Here is a 20,946-nt window from a genome sequence, read left to right as displayed (position 1 = left end):
CCTGCCCCGGCCATCGCGGCCGGGGGCGGGCCCCGTCGTCACGCTCCCCTACCCGTTGTCCGCGCGGAACGGGCACGTCGCGGTGGCGGCGCCGTTCTCCAGGCGGCCGGTGAAGAACTGGCGTCCCTCCGGGGCGTCGACCGTGACCTCGTACCAGCCGTCGCGGACTTGCGTCGGCGTCAGGTCATGGTCGCCCGCGCGCAGCGTGCGGTTGGCGTGGTCCAGCTCCAGCCGCGCGGTCGAGGCGCCCGGCGCGAACCTCAGCACGCGCAGGAAACGGTCGGGGCCGCAGATCGTGACGTGATCGTCGCCGCCGAGATCGACCTCCTCGGTCCCCCGGACGGTGTGGTGGCTGACGCCCCCGTCGCGGTGCACGGAGAACACGGCGTCCCGCTCCCCGTCGTTGACCAGGCGGAGGACGCCGTCGACGACCGCCGCGTCCAGCTTGTACGGCGTCGGCAGGGCGACTGAGGAGCCCTCCTCCTGCCCGGGGAAATCCCCGCCGGGCTCGGCCTCCCAGCGCTCCACGAAGGGCGGCACCGGCCCGGGCTGCTCCGGCACCGTCAGACCATCGGAGCGGGAGAAGTCGAGCGTGTTCACGAGGTCCCCGCAGATGCGGCGCCGCCAATCGGAGATGTTCGCGCATTCGACGCCGGTGACGCGCTCCAGGAACCGGATGACCGACGTGTGGTCGAGCACCTCGGAGCACACGCGGCCGCCGGCCGACCACGGCGAGATGACGGTCATGGGGACGCGGAAGCCCAGGCCCATGGGCTTGCCGAGGTACCACTCGTCCGGCTCGCCCTCCGGGGGCAGGGGCGGGACCACGTGGTCGTAGTAGCCGTCGAACTCGTCGAACATGATGAGGACGACCGTCTTCGCCCACGTCTCCGGGTTCGACGCCAGGATGTCGAGCAGCTTGTACGTGATGCTGGACGACTGCACCGGCGACGACGCCGACGGATGCTCCGAATCGGCCGCGGTGGTGACGATCCAGGACACCTGCGGCAGCGTCCCCGACTCGACGGCCCGGCGGAACCGCGGCACCAGCGAGCCCGGCTCGCCTCGGTACAGCGCACGGTCGTAGATGTCGCGCTCCGCCTCGCCGAGCGCGGCCGCCGCATCATGGACGCGCTGCGCCCGGTCCAGGTGCTCCCGCCCGGGCTCGTCGCCGGCCTCCTCGCGGAGCGTGTCGAAGAAGCCGGTGAGGTCGGGCCCCTCCTCCCCCGCGGCCTTCACCGCACGGGTGCCGATCGACCGGAAGTCCCGGAAGAAGTCGAGGTTGTTGTCGGTGTAGTTGTCCCACTCCTGGAACACCCGCCAGTCGACGCCGGCGTCCCCCAGGTCCTGGGCGTAGTTGCGCCACGCGTAGCCGGGGTGGATCGGCTCGTACGCGGCGTTGCCAACCGCGCGCCCGCCCCACGGCTCGTCCCCGCTCGTGCCGGAGAACAGGTAGTTCCGGTTGGGGCTCGTCGACGTCGGGCACGAGCAGAAGTAGTGGTCGCACACCGTGAACGTCTCGGCCAGCGCGAACTGGAACGGGATGTCCGTCCGGTCGTAGCAGGCCATCGTGCCGCGGCCCTTGGCGCCGATCCAGCCGTCGCACCGGCCGCCCGCGAGGGCCTGCTGGCCGTCCTCCCACCCGTGCGGGAGGGAGGCGATGTACTCCACGGACAGCTCGCCGCGGTTGGCGGCGTCGCGGATGCGGAAGGGGCGGACCCCGTCCTGGTCGAACACGCCGGGCAGGGCCGAGGCGTCGGCGAATCCGCGGACGCCGCGCATCGTGCCGAAGTAGTGGTCGAAGCTGCGGTTCTCCTGCATGAACACGACGACGTGCTCCACGTCGTCGAGCGAGCCCTCCGGCCGGGGCCGCTGCAGCGCGTGCACCAGCGACGGCGGCAGGAGCGTGGCGGCGCCGGCGACGGCTCCGGTCGCGGCGGTGAGACCGAGGAAGTGGCGGCGGGAATGGCGGGACGGGCGGCGGGGTGAGGTGGCCATGGGAAGGGACCGTAGGGCCCCAGGGCCGCTCCCGCATTCCGGGGAACGCGCAGGTGTCCCGGCCGGTGTCCGCCCCCGCCGTCACTTCGGTTCGCCCCGCTCCGATTTCGCCCGGGTCGGCGTCATCGGACGGGGATCCGGCGACGACGGCTCCGCGGGGCACGCCGGCGCCGTCCGGCGCGCCGCACGGGAAACGGGGCCCGACCCGGCCGGAACAGCCGGGGCGGGCCCCGTCGCAAAGCACCACGCGCGGACCCCACGTGACGCGCACGCGGCGCGGACCGCGCTACCGCACGTCGGTGCCCGCGATGGACTCCTCGATGAAGCGCTTGACGACGCCGGCGTCGTTCGGCAGGTCCGTCACGTGCCGGCCGGCGTCCATGATGCCCGCGAAGCGCTCGGGGACGTCGGGCTCGCGGCCGGTGGCCTCGAGGATGGTCTCGGAGAACTTCACCGGCAGCGCCGTCTCCAGGCACACGATGGGCGTGGAGACGCGGTCGCGCAGGCCGCGGGCGACGTGGATGCCGTCGGCGGTGTGCGGGTCCACCATGACGCCGAGGCGCTCGTGGATGTCGCGGATGGTCGCGATGCGGTCGGCGTGCGTCGACTTGCCGGACAGGAAGCCGTGGACGGCGGAGGCGTCCGGGAACGCGGCGTCGTCGACGAGGGAGAAGCCGCCCTCCTTGACCTTCACGCCGAACAGGTCGGCGACGCGGTCGGCGTCGCGGTCCAGCAGGTCGAAGATGAAGCGCTCGAAGTTGGAGGCGCGGGAGATGTCCATCGACGGGCTGGACGTCGCCTCGGTCTCCTCCGAGGTGCGCACGCGGTAGTTGCCGGTGCGGAAGAACTCGTCGAGGACGTCGTTCTCGTTCGTCGCGACGATGAGGCGGTCGACCGGCAGGCCCATCGCCTTCGCGATGTGCCCGGCGCACACGTCGCCGAAGTTGCCCGTCGGGACGGAGAAGCTGACGCGCTGGTCGTTGGAGTCCGTCAGGCGGATCCAGCAGGACACGTAGTAGACGATCTGCGCCATCAGGCGCGCCCAGTTGATGGAGTTCACCGCGCCGATGCGGTTGTCCCGCTTGAACGCCGCGTCCGCCGAGACGGCCTTGACGACGTCCTGGCAGTCGTCGAACACCCCGTCCAGGGCGATGTTGAAGATGTTCGGGTCGTCGAGGCCGAACATCTGCGCCTGCTGGAACGGCGTCATGCGCCCCGCCGGGGTGAGCATGAAGACGCGGATGCCGGTGCGGCCGCGCATCGCGTACTCCGCCGACGAGCCGGTGTCGCCGGAGGTGGCGCCCAGGATGTTGAGGGTCTCGCCGCGGCGGGCGAGCTCGTACTCGAAGAGCTCGCCGAGCAGCTGCATCGCCATGTCCTTGAACGCCGCGGTCGGGCCCATGGACAGGTGGCCGATGTGCAGGCCGTCCTCCAGCTCCGTCACCGGCACGATGTCCGGGTCGGAGAACTTCGGCGTCGAGTAGGCACGGGCGGTGATCGCCTCGATGTCCTCCGCCGGGATGTCGTCGACGAAGAGCTTCAGCACCTCCGCCGCCAGCGCCGCGTAGCCGCCGTCGGCGAGGACGCCGCGCCAGCGCGTCAGCGTCGCGTCGTCCAGCTGCGGGTACTCCGCCGGCAGGTACAGGCCGCCGTCGGGGGCGAGTCCGCCGAGCAGGATGTCGGAGAAGCGGGCCGGGGCCGCCTGGGGGTCGCGCGTCGAGATGTAGTCCACGGGGTGGATGTTAGCGGGTGGGCGGGGTGCCGCGGGCCCGGGTCGCCGGGTCGGGGGCGACGTCCGTGGTTGCTTGACGACGGGTGCCGCGCCGCGGCGCCCCCGCTGCCCGCTCCGCGCGCGGCCCGCCCCGGCCGCGGCGCGCGGCGGCGCGCAGCCGGGCGCCCCGCCCGGGAGGCCGGGCGGGGCGCGGTTGGGGGCTCGTCGTCTGCCGCGCGGGTCACGCGGTCACGTGCGCGGCGCGGGCGCGGCCGGCGCGGGGCCGGCCGCGGAGCCGGGTTCGGAGCCCAGGTCAGTTGTCGCCGGGGATGTGGCCCTCGTGGGCGACCTTCTCGCCGTCCCAGTAGAAGCGCACGTCCTGGTTGTACCGCGGGGCCTCGACGTTGGCGGCGCCGTCCTTCTCCATCTGCTCCCAGTCGCGGTAGACGACCTGGATGGACTTTCCGTCGGCGGTGATGGACTGCACCTGCTGCGCGTTGTTCGTGTCGACGCCCAGGTACTCGCCCTTGTGGAAGAACATGAGCTTCGTCGCGAACTGCGAGTTGCCCTGGTGCGCCTGCTCCAGCCGGATGTAGGTCAGGTCGCTGCAGGTGTCGAAGGTGTCCTCGACGTAGCGCCAGCCGCCGCCGGTGGGCGGGGGCGGGACGGAGCCGATGTGGGCGTCCATCGCCTCCTGGGCGGTCGTGGCCTCGCAGTTGCCGTCGCCGCCGTTGCCGCCGCCGTTGCCGCCGGAGCCATTGTTGCCGCCGCCGTTGCCCGCGGTCTCGGTCACGGTGGTGACGGTCGTGCCGGCGTCGCCGCCGCCGTTGCCGCCGTTGCCGCCGCCGGCGCCGTTCCCGCCGGCCTCCCCGTCCTTTCCGGCCGCGTCGTCGCCGCCCGGGGCGGGGGCGGACGTCACGCTCGTCGCCTTCGCGTCGGCGCCGCCGAGGGCGCCGTCCGCGTCGGTGGACGCGCAGGCCGTCGTCATCAGAAGCGCGGCAGGAACGGCCACCGCGATGTGCATGGTCCTCTTCTTGTTCGCCTTCATGGGGCCGAACGTAGAAGCCGTCAAGTCGGCCCTCAAGGCTCAACCCATAAATGACGGTGATTCACGTCCCCGCAGGTCATGCGGTCGCGGACACGCCATGTCGCGGGAAAGCCCCAGGACCCGCCCCCATTTGCGCGTATGCGCACGCGCGCACGCGACCCGCCCGAAAAAACTCCGGATTTCCCCGATACAATCCCCGCCCGTGACCGATCCAGCCCAGAACACGACGCGAAAGACGACTCCGACGACCTCCCCCGCCACCGCCGAACACAGGCCCGCCAAGGGCCGCGCGCTGGCCGTGTGGGGCGTCGCCGTGGCCGTCTACCTCGTCGCAGTCCTGGGCCGCACGTCCTTCGGCGTCGCCGGAGTCCAGGCCGTCGACCGGTTCGGCGTCGACGCCACCCAGCTGGCCGTGTTCACGGCCGTCCAGGTCGGCGTCTACTCCGTCTCCCAGATCCCGGTCGGCATCCTCATCGACCGCTTCGGCGCCCGCCGCCTGCTGATGTACGGTGCGCTGCTCATGGCCGCCGGCCAGCTCATCCTGGCGCTGACGGCGTCGTACCCCGTCGCCATCGGCGCCCGCGTCCTCATCGGAGCCGGCGACGCCACCGCGTTCCTGTCGGTGATGCGCCTGCTGCCCGCCTGGTTCGACATGCGCCGCACGCCCCTGCTGACGCAGCTGACCAGCGCCATCGGCCAGATGGGCCAGTTCCTCTCCGCCGTGCCCTTCCTGGCGTTGCTCACCGCCGCCGGCTGGACCCCGGCGTTCACGTCGCTGGCCGCCGTCGGTGTGCTCATCGCCCTGCTCGCCGCCGTGCTGGTGCGCGACACCCCCGCCGAGGCCGGCCTCCGCGACCCCCGGAAGGCCAGGAAGGAGAGGAAGAGGAAGGCCGCCGCGCCGGAGGATCGGCTGGGGCCGTGGGCGGCGCTCCGCGTCGTCGTCAAGCACCCCGCCTGCTGGCAGGGCTTCTTCACGCACTGGGTGGGCCTCATGGGCGTCAACACCTTCGCGCTGCTGTGGGGCATGCCGCTGATGACGCTGGGCATGGGCCTGGACCAGCCGACGGCGTCGGTGACGCTGGTGACCGTGACGGTCGCGGGCATCATCGCCAGCCCGTTCATCGGCATGCTGTCCGGCTGGGCGGGCCGCCGCCGCGACCTTCTGGCGCTGGCCGTCGGCGTGCTCATGATCGTCGGCTGGACGACGCTCATGGCCTCCGACGAGCCGCGCACCGCGTTCGGGCTGCTGGCCATCCTCATCCCCGTCGCCGTCATCACGCCGGTGGCGAACATCGGCTTCGACACCGTCCGCGAGCGCGTCGACCGCCGCGCCCTCGCCGCCGGCACCGGCCTGTCCAACATGGGCGGCTTCACCGCGACGATGATCGCCGCGCAGATCATCGGCATCGTCCTCGACGCCTCCGCCGGCGGCGGCCCGTGGGAGTGGGACGACTTCCGCGCCGCCTACATGGTCGGCATCGTCGGCGTCATCGCCGTCGGCCTCGTCGGCCTCGCGGCGTCGTCCTGGCTGACGCACCGCCGCCCCCGCCGCCGCACGACGCTGCGGGCGTAGCCCGGGTCAGCGCGCCGTCGCGTGACGACGGCACCCGCGCCGCTCCCCCGGCGCACCCCGCGGGGACGGCGCCCTACTCCCCCACGACCTCGGCGTCGCCGTCCGCGCCGCCGGCGTCCGGGAACTTCCCCCGGAACGCCTTCTCGACGGCGTCGGTGAAGACGCAGAACGTCACCTCCCGGATGGTCGGCCAGTAGCCGACGATGGAGCCCGACTCGATGACGCGGCGGGCGACCTCCGCGACCGTCTCCGCGTCCCAGCCGAACGCGCCCGCGCCGAGCGCCGGCACGGCGACCGTCTCCGCGCCGACGGCCTGCGCCTCGTCGAACGCGGACCTGAACGCCCGGCGCAGCAGCTCCGGGCGGCGCTCACCGATGTGGCGGTTCGGGGCGACTGCGTGGATGACCCACTTCGCGTCCAGATCTCCCGCCCCCGTCGCGACGGCCCCGCCGGCGGCCAGCCCGACCGGGAAGCGGCCCGCCCGCAGGTCGCGGCACTCGCGCAGGAGCGACGGGCCGGCCGCCGCGTGAATCGCCCCGTCGACCCCGCCGCCGCCGAGCAGCTTGTGGTCGGCGGCGTTGACGATCGCGTCGACGGACAGGGTCGTGATGTCGGCGCGGACGATGCGGACGGCGGTCTGGGGCGGTTCATCTCGGAGGCTCATGAGCCCCAGTCTATCGCCGGGGCGGTGCGCCATACTTTCCACCACGATATCTACGGGCGCATTTGCGCAGGTGGGGCGGCCCGCCGGGGGTGGATCGGGTTACTGCGACGCAGGTCACCGCATTCGGCGGACGACGATCCGGCCCCGACAATCGTCGCTCCGGCACCCTGTTCCGCCGTGATGATGCGGATCCGGGGGCGTCCCACCCGATTTGCGCACACGTCGATGACGGCGGATCATCGTGATCCGCATGATGGGCCGCCGGCGGAGTCGACGACTCCCCCGCGGCCCGCGCGCGATCCCGGTCCCCATGACGACAGGAAGGCGGCGATCCGTGGCCCAGCGGAACGACGACGGCACCCCGAACCAGCACACCCGACCCGGCCCGGCCGCGGCGGACGACGGCGCACCCGCGCCCGCGACCGCCGTCGACTCCGATCGCGTCGACCCCGCCCCGGAGATCCGCACCGGCCTCGTGCTCGGCATCCTCGTCCTCGGCGCGATGATCATGCTGCTCAACGAGACGCTGCTGTCGGTGGCGCTGCCGTACATCATGGACGACTACGGCATCGCCGCCTCGACCGCCCAGTGGCTGACCACCGGCTACATGCTGACCATGGCCATCGTCATCCCGACGACCGGCTACCTGCTCAACCGCTTCAGCACCCGCACGATGCTGACGGTCGCCCTCGGCGCCTTCAGCATCGGCACCCTCGTCGCGGCGCTCGCCCCGGCGTTCCCCGTGCTCATGATTGCCCGCGCCATCCAGGCCACCGGCAACGCCATCATGCTGCCGCTGCTGATGACCGTCGTGCTCACCATCGTCGCGCCCGCCCGGCGCGGCTTCGTCATGGGCATCATCGGCGTCGCCATCTCCGCCGCGCCCGCGCTCGGCCCCACGACGTCCGGCTTCATCCTGGAGCACGCGACGTGGCACTGGCTGTTCTGGCTGATGCTGCCCATCGGCCTCGCCATGCTCGTCGGCGGCCTGGTGTTCCTGCCGAACGTCGGCGAGATCCGCCGCACCGCCCTCGACGTCCCGTCGGTCATCATCTCCGTCTTCGCCTTCGGCGGCCTGGTCTACGCCATCGGCGCCATGAGCCAGGTCATCGCCGGCGCGACCTACGTGCCGCTGGTCGCCCTGGCCGTCGGCATCGTCGCCCTCACGCTGTTCGTGCTGCGCCAGAAGAAGCTCCGCCCGCAGGGCCGCGCCCTGCTGGACCTGCGCCCGCTGACCGTCCGCACGTTCGTCCTGTCCGTCGCCGTCATCGCCATCGGCCTGGGCATGCTCATCGGCACCGTCACCGTCCTGCCGCTGCACCTGCAGAACGGCGTCGGCGTCTCCGCGCTGGCCACCGGCCTCATCGTCCTGCCCGGCGCGGTGCTGCAGGGCATCGTCAGCCCCTTCATCGGCCGCGTCTACGACTCCGTCGGCCCCCGCCCCCTGGTCATCCCGGGCACCGTGCTCATGGCCGCGGCGCTGTGGGTGTTCTCCACCATGGGCGCCGGCTTCCCGGTCTGGCTGCTCATCGTCATGCACTGCGCCCTCTGCGTCGGCCTGGCCCTGGTGATGACCCCGCTGATGACGCTGTCGCTGTCGTCGCTGCCGCAGGAGCTCTACGCCCACGGCTCCGCGATCCTCAACACCCTCCAGCAGCTGGCCGCCGCCCTCGGCGTCGCCGTCCTCATCGGCGCGATGACCGTGGGCCTCGGCGCGGCCGCGTCCGGCGGGGCCGCCCCCGCCGACGCGCAGTTCGCCGGCACGCGGGTCGCGTTCATCGTCGGCGGCGTCATCATGCTCGTCGCCGTCGGCCTGTCCGCCGTCATCCGCAAGCCCGCGCACGAGCACATCGATCTGGACTAGGTGCCCCCGCACGCCGCCCCGCGGGGCCCGGCACCGCACACTGGCGCGGTCCGGGCCCCGCCGCCGATCCGGGGCGCGGGCCGCGGCGGTGGCCGTCGCAAAGCACCTCCCCCGCACCCGCGGTGAGCCGCGCGGCCACCGCACCCCGCCGCGACGCGCCGGTGAACGCCACGTACCATCCCGGACCATGGACAACCGCACGACGCACTCCCCCTTCCGCCAGACCCTCGCGGACATCACCGAGCGCTGCCTGACCGTCACCGGCGGCCAGAACGCCGGCTACATCCCGGGCCTGGCGAAGGTGGATCCGGAGCTCTACGCCACCGCGATCGTCACCCCGGGCGGCGACCTCTACGCGTTCGGCGACGTCGACGTCGAGTTCTCCCTCCAGTCCGTGTCCAAGCCCCTCGCGTACGGCCTCGCCATCGAGGAGCTCGGCCTCGACGCGGTGCTGCAGCACGTCGGCGTCGAGCCGTCGGGCGACAAGTTCAACTCCATCTCCCTCGGCAAGTCCGGCCGCCCCGTCAACCCGATGATCAACGCCGGCGCGCTCGCCGTCCACGGGCTGCTCCACGACCGGCTCGCCGACTGCCGCTCCGGCGCCGCGGACGTCGACGCGCTCATCCTCGACGGCTTCTCCCGCCTCGCCGGCCGCCCGCTGCGCGTCGACGAGGACCTCTTCGCCGACGAGGAGGCCACCGGCTACCGCAACCTCGCCATCGCCAACCTCCTGCGGTCGGCGGAGACGATCATCTCCAACCCGCGCGAGGTCTACCGCGGCTACTGCCGCCAGTGCTCCGTCCTGGTCACCGTCCGCGACCTCGCCGCCATCGGCGCGACGCTGGCCAACGGAGGCATCCAGCCCGACACCGGCGAGCGCGTCCTCCGCGCCGAGACCGTCCAGTGGATCCTCTCCGTCATGTCGACGTGCGGCATGTACGACGCCGCCGGCAGCTGGATGAACACCGTCGGCGTCCCCGCGAAGTCCGGCGTCTCCGGCTGCATCCTCGGCGTCATCCCCGGCCAGCTCGCGCTCGCGTCGTTCTCCCCGCGCCTCGACGAGGTCGGCACCTCCGTCCGCGGCGCCGCGTTCTTCCGCACCGCCTCCGAGGAGCTCGGCCTGCACATGATGCGCATCACCGGCCGCCCCACCGGCGCGCTGCGCAACCGGGCGCTCGTCGACTTCGACGACGACGGCGAGCGCGAGACCACGCTCCTGCGCCTCTACGGCGACATCGACTTCGCGGCCTACGAGTCCATCGACCGCGAGGTCGTCGAGGGCGCCCGCGCCGGCACGTCGCTCTTCCTCGACCTCGTCGAGGTCCGCTCCATCAGCCGCTTCGCCCGCGGGCTCATGGAGGAGCTGCTCCAGGGCACCGCCGAGCGCGTCGACGTCTACGTCAACGACCCCCAGGAGCTCCTCGACCACTCCCGCTGCCACGCCCCGACGTGGGTCACCAACGCCGAGGTCCGCGAGTACCGCTCCGACCGCCCCGAGTGACGTTTGCTTGACGACGGCCCCCTCCCCCGTCCGCGCCTCCCACGCGGCGGGGCGGGGGCTTTTCGTTGTGCGGGGCGTCGGCGGCGCGCGGGTGACGTCGACAAGTGCTGACCCCTGCGCGGCACGCGCGGACGGCGGCATGCGCTCTGTCGGTGGCGTGGGCTCCGTCGGTGGCGAGCGCGCGGCGCGGGTGACGTCGTCAAGCACCGCCACCTCACGCGGCACCACAAGCGGGATGTGATGCACGCCACCACACGCAAGGGTTGCGGGCATGTCAACTCCACCCCAAGGTGTTGTCATATCAACACGGCGGGGCGCGGCCCCACCCCGGCCCGCCGACGTCGACCATGAACGACTGCGAACGGCACCCGCCGCGCCCGCCAGCCCCGGGCCGGCGACCACCACGACCACCACGACGAAAGGCATCACCGCATGAAGATCGGCATCATCACCGGCACCACCCGCCAGGGCAACAACGGCCAGAAGATCGGCGACTGGGTCAACCAGGTCGCCGCCGGCCGCGACGACGCCGAGTTCGTCGACATCCGCCTCGCGGCCCAGGACCTCAACCTCCTGACCGAGCCGACGATGCCGGGCATGGCCAACGGCGAGTACGAGGACCCGAAGACCACCGAGTGGGCGAAGGTCATCGCCCCGCTCGACGGCTACGTCTTCATCACCCCCGAGTACAACGCTGCCCCGCCGGCCGCCTTCAAGAACGCCGTCGACCTGCTCTTCGTCGAGTGGACCGGCAAGCCCGTCGCCTTCGTCGGCTACGGCTTCCACCACGGCGAGCGCGCCGTCGCCCACTGGCGCGACATCGTCGGCAACCTCAAGATGCAGGCCGTCACCGAGCACGTCGGGATCGGCCTCGGCGAGGAGCTCGCCAAGGACGGCTCCTTCGTCCCCGCCGAGGGCCGCGAGGCCGAGCTGAACGCCATGCTCGACGAGCTGGTCAAGCTGGCCTCCTAGGGTCCCGGTCCACCGGCCGGCCCGCCGCCTCACCCGCGCAGTCGGCGCCTCACCCACCGCCCCGTCCACGCCGCCCGCGTGGCCGGGGCGTCGTCATGCATGCGCCGTCGTCCCGCGAAATCCGGGGCCGTTTTCGGACGGACGCGCCATATCGGCCGCTGAGCCGTTTTCGGGAGGCTCCCGGACCCGAATGCCGGAATCGCCCTCGACGCCGCTGAGGGGCCCTGAGGGCGTTTTCGCGGGATGCCCGATTGGGCCCTGCATTTGGACGTAGTACACGCGTCTGCGGCGGCCGCTGAGTGACGCTCAAACGCAGGATTTCGGGCCGATTTCCTGCGCTTGACCGCCATGCAGCCCCTCCCCCCCCTCCCCCCGAGCCCGCGAACCACGCTGAAACGCAGGAGAACCGCCGAGAGCGGTCCCGGACCATCGGTTCGGGCCTCCCGACTGCGCCCCGCTGCCGTTTCGTGCGCCCCGTTCCTCACACAGCGCACCCTGATCCGACCTCCGCACGTCCGGAGCCGGCCTCGGCGCATCCTGCTCAGCCGTTCGCGCGTGCCGATGGGCTCTCCGCGCACCCCGGAACACCCACCCTGGTCGTCCCCGAGCATCCGGACCAGGGGTCTTGACGCAGCTCACGGGAACAAAACGCCCAACCGGGACAGTCCCATCGGTGAAACCGATACCCTGTCGACAACCCCGATTGCGAGGAACGCCATGACCACCGACACCGATCTCCTGGGGCTGCCCGCGGTCGACGACCTGCCGGAGCCCCCTCCGTTGGACGGGATCCTGGCCGGCGCCTTCGCCCACGACGGCGAGGGCCTCGACCACCTCATCCCCGACGCCGGGGATTTCGAGCCCGACGACGAGACCACCGACGCCGCAGACCCGGCAGCCGCCGACGAGGCCGACGACGTCGACCTGTCCGACCTGGACAGCGGCGCGTCCGGCGCCGCCGCGGCCGACGACGACCTCTCCGACCTCGATGACGCGGACGACGACCTCGACGTGGACGCCGGCATCGACGCCGGCGACGACTTCGGGGCCGGCTACGCCGACCCGGTCGTCGACGACTGGTCCGCCGCCCCGTCCGACGATTACGCCGACTCCGCCGACGCGGCCGACCCCTCGGGAGCCGCCGTCGACGACCCCGATGACGGATGGGGGGACGATGCCCTCTCCTGATATCCGCACAACCCGGCCCGCCCAGTCGGGCCACTCCGCGGGCCACCCCGCGGGCGACACCGCCCGCGACGCCGCCCGCGAACGCGAGCGCCAGCTGCTCGAGCGCGCCCGCGGCGGCGACCAGCGGGCGTTCGGAGAGCTGGTGCAGGCCAGCTACGAGCACCTGTGGGCCGTCTGCCTGCGCGTGACCGGCCACCGGCAGGACGCCGAGGACGCGCTGCAGAACGCGCTGGCCGCGGCGTGGCGCAACCTCGATCGCTTCGACGGGCGCTCCCGCTTCTCCACGTGGGCGCACCGCATCGCGTCGAACGCCGCCATCGACGTAGTCCGCGCGCGGAAGCAGACGGACGACATCGACGGCGAGGACACGCCGGAGGTGGCGGACGGCGCGGTCGGACATGACGAGGTCATCGCGGAGCGTTCCGCGGTCGGCCAGGCGCTGGCGGCGTTGGCGCCGGAGTTCCGGGAGGCCATCGTGCTGCGGGAGTACGCGCAGATGACGTACCAGGCCATCGCCGATCATCAGGGCGTGCCCATTCAGACGGTGAAGTCGCGCATCAGCCGTGCGCGGTCGAAGCTGAAGGCGGAGCTGGCGCCGCTGCTGTAGTTGCGTGACGACGGGTGCCGCGCCACCGCCGTCCCGCCCGCCGCGAGCGGAGCCGCCCGGCCGCGGGTCGGCGCCCGCCGCGCGTCAGCGCAGGCCCATGTCGTCGACGAACTTGTCGGCCTGGCTGCGGACGTTCGATTCGGCTTCGAGGCGGACGCGCGTGCCCTCGTCCCAGTCGACGGTGATGGTGGCGTTGGACGCCTCCTTGATGACGACCCGCGGCCCCGACTCGCGCACCACGTCGCCCTCGGGGGTCTCGGTCATCTGGGCGGGGTCGTCGAGGATGCGGTAGTGGAACATGGCGTAGTCGGTCTGCGCGGCGATGTGGTCGGAGAAGTCGCAGGTGTAGCCGCCGGCGGCGGGCAGGCAGCGGCCGGTCTTGGCGACGAGCTCCTCCGGCAGCACGTCCGCGACCGCCGGGGGCAGGCCGTCGACGCGGCTGGCGGGGGCGGCCTCGGCCTGCGTCTCCTCGCCGCCGCCGGAGGCCATGGTCCATGCGGCGATGCCGCCGCCGACGGCGACGACCGCCGCGATGACGGACACGGTGATCAGCCGTCGCCGTCGTGCGCGTGACGACGGGTCCTCCCCCGCCTGTGCCGCCGTCTCCGCGTCGTCGCCGTCGCGCGTGGCGGGGGCTGCGGCGCCTCCCATGAGGGATGCGAAGGGGTTGGCCGCGTCGTCGGCGGCACCGGCGGTCGCGTCGGCGTCCGCCCCGGATGCGCCGGCCGCGCCCGCGGCGCCGGTCAGCGACGCGAACGGGTTGTCCGGGTCGGCCGCGGCATCGGCGCCCCCGGCTCCGCCCGCGCCCGCCGCAGCGCCCGTGAGCGACGCGAACGGGTTGTCCGGGTCGGCCGCGGCATCGGCGCCCCCGGCTCCGCCCGCGCCCGCCCCGCCGCCGGCCGAACCGCCCACCTCGCCGGCGGCCGCCGCGCGCGCCGCCTCCGCCAGCGCCCCTCGGGCGACGACCGTCTTGGGATCGTCGAGGGTGGTGACGCGGGAGACGTCGTCAAGCACCTCCCGCACCAGCGGGATGAGCGACGACCCGCCGACGAGGAACAGCGGCGTCGACGCGGGGTCCGCGCCGGCGTCGCGCAGCGCGGCGCGGACGAGATCGGCGGCGCGGGCGACGTCGTCGGCGAGGAGCTCCTCGAGCTCCGCGCGGGTGACGTCGACGCCGCGCGGCCCGTCGGGCGTGACGACGGCGACCGTCGCCGACGTCGAATCCGACAGGATCTCCTTCGCCCGCCGCACCGACTGGTCGAACGCCAGCTGCGCCGCGGGCGACGCGGAGGCGGCGAAGCGCGCGGCCTCCGGGTCCTCGTCCTCGAGCTCGCGGAGCACGTGGGCGCGCAGCGCGGCGTCGACGTTGCGGCCGCCGAGGGAGTTGTCGCCGCGGGCCGCGACGACGTCGAACGCCCCGCCACCGCGGGCCTCCAGCACCGCCACGTCGAGCGTGCCGCCGCCGAAGTCGAACACCGCGACGTGCCCGCCGTCGGGGACGCCGTGGCCGGCGGCGTGGTGCAGCGCCGCCGCCCGCGGCTCGGAGACGAGCGCCGTCGCCGCGGGGTCGACGCCGGCGCGGGCGGCGGCCTCCCGCAGCGTCGCCAGGGCCGTCGCCGGCCACGCCTCGGGGTGTGTCAGCGTCAGCGTCGCCGGGGCGGCGCCGCCGTGGCGGCGGGCGCCGACGTCGATGACGCGCCGCAGCACCGCCGCGACCAGGTCGGCGACCTCGACGTCGCGGCCGCCGAGCGGCACCGTCGCGTGGTCGATCATGCGCTTCGGCGACGCGAGGAACGCGTCGGGGCGGGAGGCGCCCATGTTCACGGCGGCGGGGCCGGCGTGGATGCCGTCGTCGCCGGCGAACACGGCCGACGGCATGAGGTGGCCCTCGTGGGTCAGGGCGAGGGCCTCCGCGCCGTCGGGCGTGGTGTGCGCGGCGGCGGTGTTGGAGGTGCCGAAGTCGACGGCGAGGTGCCAGGTGCCGGTCATGCGGGGCTCCGTTCGGTGGGGCGGCGGCTACGCCGGCGGCTCGCCGAGGACGTAGGTGCGGACGTAGTCGCGCGCCCACTCGACGAGGTCGGGGCCGGCGTCGATGGGCCGGACGTCGTCGTACAGCGCGACCTCGCCGGGGTAGAGGACGAGGATCTCGACTGCCTCGCCGCCGCGCTCGGTCTTCGCGATGGCGCGGATGCCGCCCTCGGTGATGTCGTGGACCTCCTCGCCGAGCGGCTCGTAGGCGTCGGCGAACGTCGCGACGTCGTCCTCCCACGTCGAGCCGCCGACGATGAACGTCGGGGACCACGGCACGGGACGGTCCGTGACGTTCTGCTGGCTCATCCGCACGGAGCAGTCGAACACCGTGCCGGGGTCCTTCTGCCCGGAGGGGTTGAGGCGGTTGAGCTCGTATTCGGTGCAGTACTCCAGCGCGGTGCGCATCTCGTCGGTGACGGTGGCGTCGGCGGACTCGGGCAGGCCGGGGACCGGCTCGCGGGTCTCGGCGGCGGTCCATTCGACGGTGTCGTCGGCGGTCATCGCGCCGGCGCCCGCGCCGATCGCGATCGCCGCGACGGAGGCCGCGACCGCGGACAGCGCCAGCACGCGCCCGCGGGAGGCGCGGGGCTTTGCGCCGTCCCCCTCCCCCGTTCCCCCGCCCGCGGCGGAGGCGGCCCCGGCACCCGCGCCGGCGGCGGCCGCCCCGGATCCGGCCGCACCCGCCACGCCCGGCGCGGTGAGGCCGGACGCGTCGGCGGCGGCGCCGTCCATCGCGGCGCGCAGGGCTCCGCGGGCGACGACCGTCTTCGGGTCGTCGAGCGTCGCGACGCGGCCGACCTCGCCGAGGCGGTCCTGCACCATCGGGATGGCCGAGGACCCGCCGACGAGGTACAGCGGCACGGGCCCGTCGACGCCGGCATCGCGCAGCACGGCGCGGGTGAGGTCGACGGCGCGGTCGATCTCGGGGGCGAGGAGGGACTCGAACTCGTCGCGGGTGAGCAGGAGGTCGGCCTCGCCGAGCGGCGTCGACACGGTCACCGTCGCGGATGCGGCGTCCGACAGGATCTCCTTGGCCTGGCGGACGGAGCCGTCGAGGGACATCGCGACGCTCGGCGGCGCGGAGTCGAGGTACTCGGCCAGCTGCGGCTCGTCGCGCTCCAGCTGGTCGAGGGCCCACGCGCGGACCAGGGCGTCGACCGTGCGGCCGCCGAGCGAGTTGTCGCCGCGGGCGGCGACGACGCGGTGACCCGCGCCGTCGGGCTCCAGGACGGCGACGTCGAGGGTGCCGGCGCCGAAGTCGAACACGGCGACACGGCCCGTGGCGCCCGCGCCGTCCGCCGAAGCCCCGTCACCGTCCGCGACCGCGCCCACACCATCCGCGCCCGTGCCGTCGGCGTCGCCGCCCTCGGCCGCCCGGGCGGCGTAGAAGTGCGCCGCCGCGCGCGGCTCGGAGATGGTCAGCACGGCGTCCTCGTCGACGCCCGCCGCGACGGCGGCCGCGCGCAGCCGGGCGACGGAGCCGGGCGGCCACGCCTCCGGGTGCGTCAGCGTCACCGTCGTCGGCGCCGCCCCGCCGTGGCGTTCGGCGCCGGAGGCGATGACGCGGCGCAGCACGGCCGCCACGGCGTCGGCGACCTCCACCGAGGAGCCGCCCAGCGGCACCCGGTCGTGGTCGATGACGCGCTTCGGCGACGGCAGGAAGCCCGCCGGGTCGGCGGCGCCGCCGGCCAGGGCCTCGTCGCCCGTGGCCAGCTCGCCGTCGCGCAGGTGCACCGACGACGGCAGCAGCGCGCCGTGGCGCGACAGCGTCAGAGCCGCCGGTTTTCCGCCGGCCTCCGCGTGCGCGGCCGCCGTGTTGGACGTGCCGTAGTCGATGGCCAGGTGCCAGGTCATGTCGCCTCCCGTGTCTCCGCCGTTGCCCGCTGCCCCGTTGCCGCCGGCGCCGCCGTGCGCCGCGCCACCGCCGGCGCCGTCACGCGCGCCGGCGCCGTCACGCGCGCCGCCGCTTCCCCTCGCCGCCGTCACGCCCGCTCCCCCATGAAGCCCATGTCGGTGAGCAGCCGCTGCAGCTGCGCCTCGCTGTCGCAGGCGATGAGGAGCCCGGAGTCGGCGTCCCGCAGCACGATCTGCGCGCCCCACACGCCCTGCTCGTCGGCCTCGGCGTCGACGTAGACGACGTAGCCGTCGGCGTCGTGGACCTTCCGCAGCATCCCCTCGTCGGCGCGGTCGGCCCAGGTGTCCGCGCTCTTCTCCGCGCTCTCGGCGTCGGTCTCGAAGTGGGGTCCGAAGTTGATGCCGTACTCGGCCGAGACGTTGCCGTCGACCCTCGTGCACTCGTAGCGGGTGGTGCTCTGGAGGTTCTTCAGCTCGGGGCTCTCGCCGTAGATGGACTTGTGCGTCGCGCACCCGTCGATGACGGCGGCGAACCGGTCCGGCAGCGCCTCCTCGACGTAGGCCGGCAGGCCCTTCGCCGTCGCCGTCGTGTCGCGCTCCTTCGCGAGCCCCGGGATGAGGCCCTCGCGCCACGCGTAGACGCCGCCGCCGATCGCGGCGACGAGCAGCACGACGCTCGCCGCGATCGCGCCGATGCGCCGTCCCCGGTCGAGTTCGCCGAGGGTGGCGGGGCGGTCGCCGTCGTCACGCGGCTGCGGGTGATCCGCGCGATGCGTGACGACGGCGCCCTCCCCGCCCCATGCACGCGCCGGGGCGTGCGCGCCGGGGGCGGGGGCGGCCGACCCCTCGGCGCCGCCGTCGCGCCACTCGGCGCCCAGCTCCGAGGCCGTGGCCATGAGCGCGCCGCGGGCGACGACGGTCTTCGGGTCGTCGAGCGTCGCGACGCGGCCGGCCTCCGCCAGCTTCTCCTGCACGAGCGGGATGCGGGCGGAGCCGCCGGTGAGGTACACGGCGGTCGTGGCGGGGTCGGCGCCCGCGTCGCGCAGCGCGGCGCGGGTGAGGGCGGCGGCGCGGTCGAGGTCGTCGGCCAGCAGCTCCTCGAACTCCCCGCGGGTGATGATGAGGTTCGTCTCCCCCAGCGGCGTCGACACCGTCACCGTCGCCGTCCACGCGTCGGACAGCAGCTCCTTCGCCTGCCTCACGGAATGCCCCAGCGTCAGCGCGACGCTCGGCGGCGCGGTGACCAGGTAGTCCGCGACAGCCGGGTGCTCCGCGTCCAGGCGGCGCTCCACGTGGCGGCGCAGCGCGACGTCGACGTTGCGGCCGCCCAGGGAGTTGTCGCCGCGGGCGGCGACGACGCGGAAGTCGGCGCCGACTCGCTCCAGCACCGCGATGTCGAGGGTGCCCGCGCCGAAGTCGAACACCGCCACGTGGTCGCCCGCGGAGACGCCGCCGTCGCGCAGCGCGTACAGGCGCGCCGCCGCCCGCGGCTCCGAGACCAGGTGCACCGCGCCGTCGTCGATGCCGGCGGCCGCCGCCGCGGCGCGGAGGTTCGCCAGCGCCGGGGCGGGCCACGCCTCCGGGTGCGTCAGCGTCACCGACGCCGGCGGCTGCCCGTCATGGCGCGACGACGCCACGTCGACGACGCGGCGCAGGACCGCGCCCACCAGGTCCGCGACCCGGTGGCGGGCGTCGCCCAGCGGCACCTCGTCGTGCTCCATCAGGCGCTTCGGGGAGGCCAGGAAGCACTCCGGCCGGCGCTCCGCGCGGTTGACCGCGACGTGGCCGACCTCGATGCCGTCGGCGTCGGCGTACACCGCCGACGGCATCAGCGCGCCGTGGTGGGTCAGGGCGACCGTCTCCACGCGGCCGCCGGAGGCCGAGGTGTGCGCGGCCGCCGTGTTCGACGTGCCGAAGTCGATGGCCAGATGCCAGGGGGTGGTCATGCTCGTCGTGCCTTTCGTCGCGTCGGCGCGGTGGGGGCGGTGGCGGCGGGCGCGGATGCGGGCCGGGCTGCCGCGGCGGCGCGGGCGGTGGTGGCGGCGGGCGCGATCACGGGGCCTCCAGCCCAAGGTCCGCGATGAACGCGTCCGCCTGCTCGCGCGTCCCGATGGGCTCGGCCGTCACGTACAGCCCCGCCTCCCGGTCCAGGTAGTGGACGGCGTAGCCCCCGTCCCCGGACGGCCCGTACAGGTACGCCATCGGGCCGCCGCCCTGGCCGCCGACGCGGGTGACGTCGCGGCCGCCGCGCTCGGCGTCTACCTCGTTCTTCTTCCGCTCAGCGACATCGCGGCCGGCGTGGATGTGCGTCGAGCCGACGCCAACGCGCTGCTCCTGTCCGTCCGGGTCCTTCCAGAAGCACTGGTAGTCCGGCGCCGTGTCCTCCCAGCACTTCTCCAGGTGGTCGGCGTAGGCCTCCGGCAGCGCCTCCGCGAACTCCTCGGGCAGACCCTGGATCGGGGCGCCGGCCGGCAGCGGCACCGGCGTGCGCGGGCCGTCCTGCGGGGCCGGAGCGGCGGCCGCGGGGGCGGCCTGCGCCTGCTCCCCGCCGGAGTCGCGCTCCAGGAACGCGCGGGTGCCGAAGAACGCCGCCGTGCCCAGCACCGCCGCCAGCACGACGATGCCGAGGATCGGCAGCGCGAGGCCGCGGGACCCGTCATCCTGCGGTTCCGCGGTGGCGGGGTGGTCGACGGAGTCGGAGGCGCCGGGCCGGGCGGGCGCAGCCGGCTGCGCGGCCGCGGTCGCCGCGGCGCCCGCCGCTCCCGCACCCGCCGGTCCTGCGCCGACGGCTGCGGAGCCGGCCGACGGGTCCACGCCGTCGCCGGAGGCGGAGCCGCCCGCGGCGGCGGACTCGGCGGGCGCCGGAGCCAGCGCCTCCTCCCCCGCCGCCGGGACGGCGAGGGCGCCGCGGGCGACGACGGTCTTCGGGTCTTCGGCCGTCGTCACGCGGAAGCGGCGCTCCAGCTCCGCGCGGAAGCACGGCACCGCCGACGACCCGCCGGCCAGGTGCAGCGTCGTCTCGGCCGGGTCGGCGCCGGCCTCGCGCAGCGTCGCCTCCGTCATGTCGGCGGCGCGGGCCACGTCATCGGCCAGCAGTTCCTCGAGTTCGCCGCGGGTGACGGTGACCAGGGTGCCGTCGTCAAGCGACACGACCGCCTCCGGCGACTCGGACAGCGTCTCCTTCGCCGCGCGCACCGCCTCGTCGAACGCGGCGGTCGCACCCGGCGCGGCGGAGCGCAGCTTCGCTGCGCGGTCCGGGTCGTCGTCCTCCAGGCGGGCGATGACGTGATCGCGCAGGCGCGCGTCGACCGTACGGCCGCCGAGGGAGTTGTCGCCCCGGGCGGCGACGACGCGGAAGTCGGCGCCGTCGCGCTCCAGCACGGCGACGTCGAGGGTGCCGCCGCCGAAGTCGAAGACGGCGACGCGGCCGGCGGGATCGGAGCCGGCGGCCGCGGCGGCGTGGAAGCGGGCGGCGGCGCGGGGCTCGGAGACCTCGCGCAGCGCGGCCTCCGGGACGCCGGCGAGGACCGCGGCGGCGCGGAGGTTCTCCAGGGCGCGCGGCGGCCACGCCTCCGGGTGCGTCAGCGTCACCGTCTCCGGGTCGGTGCCGCCGTGGGCGGCGCGGGCGCGCTCCAGCACGCGGTGCAGGACGGCGGCGACGAGCTCCGCGACCGGCACGTCGCGGGAGCCCAGGCGGACCGACTCCATCTCGATGGCGCGCTTCGGCGCCGGCGTGAACGCCGAGGGATCCGCGGCGGCGCGAGCGACGGCCGCCACGCCGACGTACAGGCCGTCGTCGCCGGCGAAGACGGCCGACGGCATGGACGCGCCGTCGTCGGTGAGGGCGAGGACCGCGGGACGGGCGCCGTCGTCGGCGTGCGCGGCAGCGGTGTTGGTGGTGCCGAAGTCGATGGCGAGATGCCAGGGGGTCATGT

At 74.4% G+C, this 20,946-nt stretch carries 14 protein-coding genes; 6 read left to right on the top strand and 8 right to left on the bottom strand.

All coding sequences use genetic code 11. The features are described from left to right. Positions 1–48 precede the first annotated feature (48 nt). The 3 genes from QQS41_RS08730 to QQS41_RS08720 form a co-directional block, all read right to left on the bottom strand. Entirely contained in the window at positions 49–1,998 is a 1,950-nt protein-coding gene (locus QQS41_RS08730; protein ID WP_448852313.1) for an alkaline phosphatase family protein, read from the bottom strand. A gap of 286 nt (positions 1,999–2,284) precedes the next feature. Next, positions 2,285–3,730: a threonine synthase gene (gene thrC / locus QQS41_RS08725; protein ID WP_448852312.1), complete on the bottom strand. Its 1,446-nt coding sequence runs from the start codon at positions 3,728–3,730 to the stop codon at positions 2,285–2,287. Positions 3,731–4,022: 292 nt separating this feature from the next. Further along, complete coding sequence (locus QQS41_RS08720; protein ID WP_448852311.1) at positions 4,023–4,757, bottom strand: LppP/LprE family lipoprotein; 735 nt, start codon at positions 4,755–4,757, stop codon at positions 4,023–4,025. Positions 4,758–4,959: 202 nt separating this feature from the next. Here QQS41_RS08720 and QQS41_RS08715 point away from each other — a divergent pair, with 202 nt between their 5' ends. Then, complete coding sequence (locus QQS41_RS08715) at positions 4,960–6,330, top strand: MFS transporter (RefSeq protein WP_448852310.1); 1,371 nt, start codon at positions 4,960–4,962, stop codon at positions 6,328–6,330. A 73-nt stretch (positions 6,331–6,403) separates the two neighbouring features. Here the strand turns inward: QQS41_RS08715 and QQS41_RS08710 are convergent, their stop codons facing one another. Then, a complete protein-coding gene (locus tag QQS41_RS08710) occupies positions 6,404–6,994 on the bottom strand; it encodes a macro domain-containing protein (protein WP_448852309.1) in 591 nt (196 codons plus the stop codon). A 460-nt stretch (positions 6,995–7,454) separates the two neighbouring features. Here QQS41_RS08710 and QQS41_RS08705 point away from each other — a divergent pair, with 460 nt between their 5' ends. The 5 genes from QQS41_RS08705 to QQS41_RS08685 all read left to right on the top strand — a co-directional run bounded on the left by QQS41_RS08705 (position 7,455) and on the right by QQS41_RS08685 (position 13,126). Next, the gene (locus QQS41_RS08705; protein ID WP_448852554.1) at positions 7,455–8,858 is read left to right on the top strand and encodes an MDR family MFS transporter; all 1,404 of its coding nucleotides are present in this window, start codon (positions 7,455–7,457) and stop codon (positions 8,856–8,858) included. A gap of 187 nt (positions 8,859–9,045) precedes the next feature. Continuing rightward, a complete protein-coding gene (gene glsA, locus QQS41_RS08700) occupies positions 9,046–10,359 on the top strand; it encodes a glutaminase A (RefSeq protein WP_448852308.1) in 1,314 nt (437 codons plus the stop codon). 432 nt (positions 10,360–10,791) lie between these two features. After that, positions 10,792–11,331, top strand: a complete 540-nt coding sequence (locus QQS41_RS08695) for an NADPH-dependent FMN reductase (RefSeq protein WP_448852307.1) — start codon at positions 10,792–10,794, stop codon at positions 11,329–11,331. Between the two features lie 717 nt (positions 11,332–12,048). Next, the gene (locus QQS41_RS08690) at positions 12,049–12,519 is read left to right on the top strand and encodes a hypothetical protein (protein WP_448852306.1); all 471 of its coding nucleotides are present in this window, start codon (positions 12,049–12,051) and stop codon (positions 12,517–12,519) included. Continuing rightward, entirely contained in the window at positions 12,506–13,126 is a 621-nt protein-coding gene (locus tag QQS41_RS08685) for an RNA polymerase sigma factor (protein ID WP_448852305.1), read from the top strand. The genes QQS41_RS08690 and QQS41_RS08685 overlap by 14 nt, the downstream gene beginning before the upstream one ends. Positions 13,127–13,210: 84 nt before the next feature. On the opposite strand, the gene QQS41_RS08680 is transcribed toward QQS41_RS08685, so the two are convergent. The 4 genes from QQS41_RS08680 to QQS41_RS08665 form a co-directional block, all read right to left on the bottom strand. Further along, positions 13,211–15,115, bottom strand: coding sequence for an Hsp70 family protein (locus tag QQS41_RS08680; protein ID WP_448852304.1), 1,905 nt, complete (start codon positions 15,113–15,115; stop codon positions 13,211–13,213). 27 nt (positions 15,116–15,142) lie between these two features. Continuing rightward, positions 15,143–17,011, bottom strand: coding sequence for an Hsp70 family protein (locus QQS41_RS08675; RefSeq protein ID WP_448852303.1), 1,869 nt, complete (start codon positions 17,009–17,011; stop codon positions 15,143–15,145). 128 nt (positions 17,012–17,139) lie between these two features. Then, a complete protein-coding gene (locus tag QQS41_RS08670) occupies positions 17,140–18,957 on the bottom strand; it encodes an Hsp70 family protein (protein WP_448852302.1) in 1,818 nt (605 codons plus the stop codon). Between the two features lie 106 nt (positions 18,958–19,063). Beyond that, positions 19,064–20,944 carry an Hsp70 family protein gene (locus tag QQS41_RS08665; protein ID WP_448852301.1) on the bottom strand — a complete coding sequence of 627 codons (1,881 nt, stop codon included), beginning with the start codon at positions 20,942–20,944 and terminating at the stop codon, positions 19,064–19,066. Positions 20,945–20,946 lie beyond the last annotated feature (2 nt).

Source organism: Corynebacterium sp. 335C (assembly GCF_053525695.1).
The sequence above is the reverse complement of the archived record's forward strand: the minus strand, read 5'-3'. Positions and strand labels throughout refer to the sequence as shown.

What these genes read in the sequence shown, in the direction of transcription:
- glsA (WP_448852308.1), top strand. Translation starts at nt 9,046, where the DNA reads ATGGACAACCGCACGACGCACTCCCCCTTCCGCCAGACCCTCGCGGAC.
- QQS41_RS08695 (WP_448852307.1), top strand. Translation starts at nt 10,792, where the DNA reads ATGAAGATCGGCATCATCACCGGCACCACCCGCCAGGGCAACAACGGC.
- QQS41_RS08680 (WP_448852304.1), bottom strand. Translation starts at nt 15,115, where the DNA reads ATGACCGGCACCTGGCACCTCGCCGTCGACTTCGGCACCTCCAACACC.
- QQS41_RS08675 (WP_448852303.1), bottom strand. Translation starts at nt 17,011, where the DNA reads ATGACCTGGCACCTGGCCATCGACTACGGCACGTCCAACACGGCGGCC.
- QQS41_RS08690 (WP_448852306.1), top strand. Translation starts at nt 12,049, where the DNA reads ATGACCACCGACACCGATCTCCTGGGGCTGCCCGCGGTCGACGACCTG.
- QQS41_RS08720 (WP_448852311.1), bottom strand. Translation starts at nt 4,757, where the DNA reads ATGAAGGCGAACAAGAAGAGGACCATGCACATCGCGGTGGCCGTTCCT.
- QQS41_RS08685 (WP_448852305.1), top strand. Translation starts at nt 12,506, where the DNA reads ATGCCCTCTCCTGATATCCGCACAACCCGGCCCGCCCAGTCGGGCCAC.
- QQS41_RS08710 (WP_448852309.1), bottom strand. Translation starts at nt 6,994, where the DNA reads ATGAGCCTCCGAGATGAACCGCCCCAGACCGCCGTCCGCATCGTCCGC.
- QQS41_RS08670 (WP_448852302.1), bottom strand. Translation starts at nt 18,957, where the DNA reads ATGACCACCCCCTGGCATCTGGCCATCGACTTCGGCACGTCGAACACG.
- QQS41_RS08730 (WP_448852313.1), bottom strand. Translation starts at nt 1,998, where the DNA reads ATGGCCACCTCACCCCGCCGCCCGTCCCGCCATTCCCGCCGCCACTTC.
- QQS41_RS08665 (WP_448852301.1), bottom strand. Translation starts at nt 20,944, where the DNA reads ATGACCCCCTGGCATCTCGCCATCGACTTCGGCACCACCAACACCGCT.